At 51.0% G+C, this 7,224-nt stretch carries 8 protein-coding genes and 1 pseudogene; 6 read left to right on the top strand and 3 right to left on the bottom strand.

Annotated features, from left to right (window positions below; all coding sequences use genetic code 11):
* Positions 1 to 372 (top strand): annotated as a pseudogene (locus tag ACN0IC_RS14215) (hypothetical protein); the annotation flags it as partial.
* A 74-nt stretch (positions 373 to 446) separates the two neighbouring features.
* Positions 447 to 1,304 (top strand): MBL fold metallo-hydrolase, encoded by an 858-nt coding sequence (locus ACN0IC_RS14210; protein ID WP_416879447.1) that lies wholly within the window; start codon positions 447 to 449, stop codon positions 1,302 to 1,304.
* On the opposite strand, the gene ACN0IC_RS14205 is transcribed toward ACN0IC_RS14210, so the two are convergent.
* Both ACN0IC_RS14205 and pdxH read right to left on the bottom strand, forming a co-directional pair.
* Positions 1,301 to 2,203, bottom strand: a complete 903-nt coding sequence (locus tag ACN0IC_RS14205) for a DUF1499 domain-containing protein (protein WP_416879446.1) — start codon at positions 2,201 to 2,203, stop codon at positions 1,301 to 1,303. The genes ACN0IC_RS14210 and ACN0IC_RS14205 overlap by 4 nt on opposite strands.
* Before the next feature lie 20 nt (positions 2,204 to 2,223).
* Positions 2,224 to 2,898 (bottom strand): pyridoxamine 5'-phosphate oxidase, encoded by a 675-nt coding sequence (gene pdxH, locus ACN0IC_RS14200; protein ID WP_416879445.1) that lies wholly within the window; start codon positions 2,896 to 2,898, stop codon positions 2,224 to 2,226.
* A 181-nt stretch (positions 2,899 to 3,079) separates the two neighbouring features.
* Between pdxH and ACN0IC_RS14195 the strand changes: the two genes are divergently transcribed.
* Positions 3,080 to 3,295 (top strand): DnaJ domain-containing protein, encoded by a 216-nt coding sequence (locus tag ACN0IC_RS14195; protein WP_416879444.1) that lies wholly within the window; start codon positions 3,080 to 3,082, stop codon positions 3,293 to 3,295.
* Positions 3,296 to 3,380: 85 nt separating this feature from the next.
* Here the strand turns inward: ACN0IC_RS14195 and ACN0IC_RS14190 are convergent, their stop codons facing one another.
* Positions 3,381 to 3,818 carry an OmpA family protein gene (locus ACN0IC_RS14190; RefSeq protein WP_416879443.1) on the bottom strand — a complete coding sequence of 146 codons (438 nt, stop codon included), beginning with the start codon at positions 3,816 to 3,818 and terminating at the stop codon, positions 3,381 to 3,383.
* Between the two features lie 144 nt (positions 3,819 to 3,962).
* Here ACN0IC_RS14190 and aroC point away from each other — a divergent pair, with 144 nt between their 5' ends.
* The 3 genes from aroC to ACN0IC_RS14175 all read left to right on the top strand — a co-directional run bounded on the left by aroC (position 3,963) and on the right by ACN0IC_RS14175 (position 7,151).
* Complete coding sequence (gene aroC, locus ACN0IC_RS14185; protein ID WP_416879442.1) at positions 3,963 to 5,033, top strand: chorismate synthase; 1,071 nt, start codon at positions 3,963 to 3,965, stop codon at positions 5,031 to 5,033.
* Between the two features lie 4 nt (positions 5,034 to 5,037).
* On the top strand, positions 5,038 to 5,973 hold the full coding sequence (locus ACN0IC_RS14180; protein ID WP_416879441.1) for a hypothetical protein: 936 nt from the start codon (positions 5,038 to 5,040) through the stop codon (positions 5,971 to 5,973).
* A gap of 176 nt (positions 5,974 to 6,149) precedes the next feature.
* Positions 6,150 to 7,151, top strand: coding sequence for a hypothetical protein (locus ACN0IC_RS14175; RefSeq protein WP_416879440.1), 1,002 nt, complete (start codon positions 6,150 to 6,152; stop codon positions 7,149 to 7,151).
* The last annotated feature ends 73 nt before the right edge of the window (positions 7,152 to 7,224 follow it).

Genomic DNA, 7,224 nt, shown 5'->3' with positions numbered 1-7,224 from the left:
GTTCTGGACATTCGGGCCGTGACTGTCTTTGGAAAAATACCATTGGTTTACCTAAAAGAACGCCCCGTAAAATCCCGTTTTGTCAATATGAACAGCCGGTGTCGGCTCGCGGCGACGCAGGACTATCTCTCAGCCAAAGAACAAAGGCTGATTTCACAATTTTGTCAAAAAATGAGACTGGACTGGGGCGGTCTGGATATCTTACGGGATACCCAGGACGGCAAGATTTATATTGTCGATGTCAATAAAACAGATATGGGACCTCCCCTCGCCTTGCCCTTGGAAGACAAATTGCGATCCACCCGGATATTAGGTCAGGCTTTGCGCGAGGCAGTTGATTTCCATTACCCGCCTGCCCTAGAAACGGCATAGGGGAGAAAAACGTGTCGATTCCATTTGTCCGCAATTATGACTTTGAATATGGACGCTGTGATCAGCTCAGCCCGATGGTTCAACGCGTTGTCGCGGATAATCCCGGCCCCTTTACCTATACAGGAACCGGCGTCTTTATAATCGGCGATAAAAATGTGGCCGTCATTGACCCCGGCCCGACAACGCCGGCCCATAAGGCGGCTCTGGAAAAGGCTTTGGAAGGGCGCGCCGTGACCCATGTTCTGGTCACTCATCATCACATTGATCATTCCCCCCTGGCCAAGCCTTTGGCGAAGGCTCACGGGTGCAAGGTCTATGGCTATGGCCTGCAGCCCCGTCCGCCTCAGGGCGGCGAGGTGAGGCTGGAAGCCGGCGACGATTTGACATTTAAACCAGACGTCGAAATTCGCGACGGCGAAATCATCAATGGGGAGGGATGGACGATAGAAGCCATTCACACGCCCGGACACACCTCCAACCATCTTTGCTATGATTTGAAAGAGGAAAACACACTCTTCTCCGGCGACCATATTATGGGGTGGTCAACAAGCGTGGTGAGCCCGCCTGATGGAGATATGGGGGATTACCTCAATAGTCTGAGGCGCATCTATGACCGCCATTTCGATATATTACGCCCGACCCACGGCCCAGCCATTACAGATGTCGATGTGTTTGTGAAAGCTTATATAGATCATAGGCTGGCGCGGGAGGCCCAAATCGCAAACGCCCTCCAAAGCGGACTAAACAATATTTTTGATATTGTCGGTACGCTTTACGCCGACATTGATAAACGCCTTCATCCGGCCGCCGCCCATAGCGTGCTGTCGCACCTTATTCACATGAGACAGGAAGGCCGCGTCAGAGCCGATGGCCCTGACGGGTTAAAACAAGAATATTTCCTGACAGAAGACGAAAAAGAAGGCGCGGCTTAGGCGTCCTTCATCCGGTCGAGGAATTCATGTACACGCTCGGCATTCTTTCCAATGTCCGATCCCCCAATACGGGAAATTGACCGAATATCGACCAAAGTTCCGCCGCCTTCGGAATTACGCAAACGGATGATGACGTCATCCTTGAAACCGTACCAGAATGTCGTATCCGTCGCCTCAATGGTTCCGGCCTCCGGATTAGTCGCTTTGATTTTCCAGCCCATCTGCCGCGCGAGCGATTCTGCTTTGGCAAAGGCTGCGTCTTTTTCGTCGCTTACAACGATAGACCGGATATCCGGATAGCCCCGGGTTTGAAGCACGGAAACAAGGGATTCTGTCGGATTGCCTTGCGCGTCCTGAGACCTCGCCATTTTTCCGGCGTAATCGGTTGTATTCACGCCTTCGGTTTCCGCGCGTTCCGTCATGATTTCGGCGCCAAATTGCGGAACGTTTTGAGTGTCCGTCGTAATGTCATGGATAAAGGGCAGTCTTTGCGCCTTGTTCTTGACCTGAACAGCGTATCCCATTCCCAGAGCTGGAACCAGAATACCGATAATCGCGACAGCAAACCCTTTTTTAGGCTTGACAATAATGGCCAGAATCAAAGCGAGAATTGACACAATAAGTCCCGCCATCAGCACATTCGGACCAAGTCCTCGTGTCAATGTCCCGAAACTAAAGCCCAGGCTGAACAAGCCGATTTTATGTCCAATGGCCGCAACGATAAAAATCAGCGGCCCGACAATAGTCAAAGCCAGTGACAGGCGCAGAACCCATTTACGTATGTTTCGCCGCTTACGTCCGCTTTCTTTGGGGGGCGGAACCGATATGGATGTTTGCTTTCCCGGATTCTTCTTTGAAGCCGGAGTCTCATTTGGTGTCGGCGTATTATTCTGTGTCATAAAATCTCTTTTATCCTAATCTAGGGATAAAGCCGGGTCTTCGTCCAGACTTCTTCCGCTTTTTCATTTTCAGAGGGCGTAAAAACAATTCGGTCATGCAAGCGAAAGGCGCCGTCCTGCCAGAATTCGATCGACTCCGGCGCTACTCGCCAGCCAAACCAGTGCGGCGGGCGGGGAATATCACGGCCCTCAAAACGGTCTTTGACCTCCTGCACACGCTCAATCATGGTGTCTCGATCCAAAACCGGACGAGACTGATCCGAAGCCCAGGCGCCAAGGCGCGACCCCCGCGCTCGCTTTGCGAAATAGATGTCGGATTCCTCGGAACTCACTGGCGTGACACCGCCCCTTACCCGGACCTGACGTTTCTGGCTCTTCCAATGAAAACAAAGCGCCGCCTTGCCGCCGCCAAGCTGTTGCCCCTTGGCGCTTTCTCCATTGGTGTAAAAAACGAAACCTCGCTCATCCAGACCCTTCAGCAGGACGATACGCACATCCGGCAATCCGTTTTCATCCACGGTTGCTAGAGACATGGCATTGGAATCATTCGGCTCTGTCTCACCCGCTTTCGCCAGCCAGTCCTCAAAAAGCTTTATGGGGTCAGTCGCCTCAAGCCAGGCCAGATCACGGCTTTCGTCTTCAGCGTATTTTTCGGCGCTGGGCGTGGGGGGAATAACATTATCTGACGGGGCCATAAAAGCGTTTCAGTCCTCTTTATTTGAAAGTACAAACAGTGTTCCCGAAAAACGGAATTTAATCAAAATAATTCGTTCGAAAGTGTTAAATTAACCATTCTTTCTAAGGCGTTGTTAACCCCTTTACGTCAGATATAAACCCTCTGTTAGGGATAATAAAAAATAAAGGAGCCTTCCGGTAATGACACGTCAACAAGCCATGATGACACTAGGGCTTCCAATGGGAGCGCGCGAATCCGATGTTCGAGCGGCGTGGCGTAAAAAGGCCAAGTTTTTTCATCCCGACAGCCCCTATGCGAATATGCAGGCATTCCTGCAGGCAAAAGCCGCTTATGAAACTTTAATTCCGCCCGCTCCGCAATCTATCCGCGTCAGAGCCGGAGCCAGAGCGTTTTAGAGACGTTTTCAAATCACGAAATAAGTAGACCGGTATTAGGTAAAGAAAAACGGGCCAGCAAAGGCCCGTTTTTTATTTGCAGACTTTAGAAGTCTGAGTTCAAGCGGACAACGGCGCGGCGTTCAAACGGATTTGACTCGCCGTCTGTCGGCGCCGTTCTATCGCCCATTGGGACAATCCGGACACGCGTGGCCATAACATTGCGTTCTTCCAGAGCGTTCAAAACAGCTTCGGCGCGATTATCCGAAAGTTCCAGATTGGCGTCACTTGTGCCAACAGAATCAGCATAGCCAAGAATTTCAAGCTGGGCGAGATCGCACCCCTGATAGGCCGTTGCGATATTATCGAGAACGCCCGAAGCGGATTCGTCAAAATCGGCGCTTCCTGTGTCAAAGAAGACGGCATAGGTCTGGGCGGCGCAGGCTTCAGTGCCATCCATACCCATTTTATCTTTCATTGTGGCACAGGCGCTCAAGCCAAGCGCAAGTGAAAGGGCGGCGGTTGCGGTCAGAACATGTCTCATGTGATCTCTCTCTATTTGCGTCAGGGTTTTTGTTACTTCAGTCCGTTATGGACTGAAGATTAAACCCGTTTAACGCTATATCGTTCCCGAAATCGCCTTTCCTTAAGACTAGCCCGGCTAGAAAAACCTCGTTAAGACGCGTTTATGTCACACAATACATTCGGTCATCTTTTTCGATTTACCACTTGGGGCGAGAGCCACGGCCCGGCCATTGGCTGCGTCATCGATGGATGTCCGCCGCGCCTGCCCTTGAGCGAAACCGATATTCAAACCTATCTGGATCAACGCCGCCCCGGCACGTCACGTTTTGTGACGCAGCGCCGCGAGCCTGACGCTGTGAAAATCCTCTCGGGCGTTTTCGAGGGTCAGACAACCGGGACGCCGATTTCGCTTTTGATAGAAAATACGGATCAACGCTCCCGTGATTATTCCGAGATCAAAGACCGCTACCGTCCCGGCCATGCGGATATGAGCTATGATGCCAAATACGGCATTCGCGACTATCGCGGGGGCGGTCGCAGCTCCGCCCGCGAAACCGCCAACCGCGTCGCCGCAGGGGCCATTGCGCGCAAAGTTTTGGGTGGCAGTATCCAAATTCGCGGGGCGGTCGTGCAGATCGGCGAAAAGAAAATCAATCCAGACAATTGGGATTGGAATCAAACGTCGCAAAACCCGTTCTGGTGTCCTGACGAAGCCGCCGCAAAAGAGTGGGAAGGTTATCTCGACAGTGTCCGCAAAGACGGCAATTCCGTCGGCGCGCTCCTTGAAATCCGCGCCTCCGGCGTGCCCGCCGGCTGGGGCGCGCCGATTTACGGCAAGCTCGATTCAGATCTGGCTATGGGCATGATGAGCATTAACGCCGCCAAGGGCGTCGAAATCGGCGCCGGCTTTGCGACGGCCGGCATGAGCGGCGTCGAAAACGCCGATGAAATGCGCGCCGGAGAAAACGGCCCGGAGTTTCTTTCAAATAAATCCGGCGGCATATTGGGCGGCATCAGCAATGGCGACGAAATCATCTGCCGCGTCGCGATCAAACCCACCTCCTCCATGATGCAGAAAACCCGCTCCGTCACCTCTAAGGGTGAGGAAATCGATGTCCAAACCAAAGGCCGCCACGACCCCTGCGTCGGCATACGCGGCGTCCCCGTGGCCGAGGCCATGATGGCGGTCGTACTGGCAGATCATAAATTGAGGCATCGCGGTCAGGTGGGATAATTTTATGAGTAATTATCCAAGTGAACTCAACGACGAGACCCTGTGGCAACTTCCCAAAAACATTTCAGATAAACTGCGTGAAAGCTACAAAAAATCAATAACACGGTTTTTCGGCGGATGGCTCTACGTCATATCTTTGCTCCTGGGTTTCGCCATAGGAGGTTTATGGCTTTGGCCGTATCTTGAAGGACTAAATACACAAGCAGCGGTAGCCGCCGCTAAAGAAGAAGGCGGTTTACTTTACTCAACAAACTTTGGAATTGGGCTGCTCATCGCTCTATTCGTCTGGATCTTGGGAGCCATTATTCCTGTTTTATTTCTTATTCATGTATTGCCGATGCCACTCAAGGGCGCCTTGTTTTTTGCTGTTTTGGCGGAGGATAAAAATGCGGAGAAAAATTATAGGACGGCTCAGTCTATCATGAATGATTTTTCAAGACCAGATTCAGCGGAGGACTTCGTGAACGCCTGGACGCGTAAGTCTATTGTCAAAATCGGAAAGTACTTTCTTCCTGCCTTGATTCTTACGACAGTCATTACCCTGTGGGAAACCCGAGTTTATTCAGTATTCACTCCAACAGAGTTTCATCGCTCCACGTTTTTTACAGGCGACAAAATGCGGACTTGGGATAACGTTCAATCAGTCGAATTGGGTTGCAATACCACTGATGACAGCAATGATCTTATATATGACGTCAGCTTCAAAGGAGGGGGTGGTGTGCGAATTGCTGGTAAGCCCTTAGAATACACCAGTTGGATAGACTCAATAAAAATTATTGATAACGCAATCACACAATCGGGAGCCGAATTTAAGCGGTGGAGTTGGCTCAAACGTGACCCCGTTCATTCAAACTGTTTATTTCATTATAACCGCGTCCTCAATCAACAAGACTATGCTACTTTTGAGAAGATACTTAGATTGGAAAGACCTTTAAATTAATCTTTCTACGAATATTTCTTCTGAAAAGATTGTTGATATGCGTGGTTCTGGCAGATCATAAATTGAGGCATCGCGGTCAGGTGGGGTAAAATAGTCTTCGCTTCAATTAATCTGAAAAATGTTTAGACGCCCATTCCATATCCACTAATTTAACCAAATTGGCCTAAGCTGGCCATATGTTGATACGCCGTTTCATCCTTGGCCTTGCACTGCTCTTGGGCAGTTTTCAGCCTGCCGCAGCGACCCAGAGCTGTGAGGGGGTGGATAATGTTCTGCAGACAGCCTCTGTGCTTCGCGGCGGAAATTATCTCGAAAGTAAAACACAATATAGCGGAACGATATTCAGATTAGAGAAGACACTCTCGCGCATTTCCCTCCCCGCCCTTCAACCTGAACCTTATCGGGAGGCCTTCCCGACCGAAAGCCGTGAGCTTTTCGACTATGTTACAAATCTTCGCAGAGCAGTTATGAGTGCGCAGGCGGGCTATGATGAGGACGCCGTGGAAATTTTAGGTGCCTCTGACCCTGCGACGATTTCTGACAGCCTGCTTTCGTTAAATCGGTATTGGAGCTGCACGGATAGCCTTTCGGCGGGCAATATAAACGGCCCCGTAGAGGGCAAAAGCGCGTTTGAAAATGACACGCCACTTTCGTCTTCCGACACTGGCGATATTAATTCAGCCTCTTTTTCGCAGGAAAAAATGATGGCTGAAAAAAAGGCCTATACCGGCGCTTTGGCCCCCTTCGTCAGCAATGGTCCACAGCTCGACATTCAAGGCCACCCCTTCCTGTCCATCGCCATGGCGCTGTCACTCATCGCTCTGATTCATGGATGGCGGAAATATTCCAAACGGTCGCGCATGCGCGATTATCGTCACTTGATACATCAGAACAGACCTTTCAGGCTCGGTAACAAAGATTATCAGATGGTCGTGATTGATATCACCCAACGCGGCCTGAAATTCAAACATGACGGCCTGATAAAGCGGCAGCGTAAAGTGGCGATAGAGCTGAACGGCGAGTGGTACACCTGCCGGCTGGTCTGGAAAAACGCGAATTTCGCCGGGGCGAAGTTCAGAACGCCGCTCAAGGATAAAACCATGGAGGCTCTCCTCGCCGCCGCTCATCCAGAAGGGATTTCGGCCTCCAAGACGCAAATTCCTACGGCCCACGCTTAAAGCTGGACAAAATTCTTTAAAAGAGATTATATGCGCCATCAGTGGGGGCGCTATGTTACAATCAATAAAATTA

The organism is Litorimonas sp., from assembly GCA_029936425.1.
In the GTDB taxonomy this organism is placed as follows: Bacteria; Pseudomonadota; Alphaproteobacteria; order Caulobacterales; family Maricaulaceae; genus Litorimonas.
This window is presented reverse-complemented; position numbering and strand designations above follow the sequence as displayed.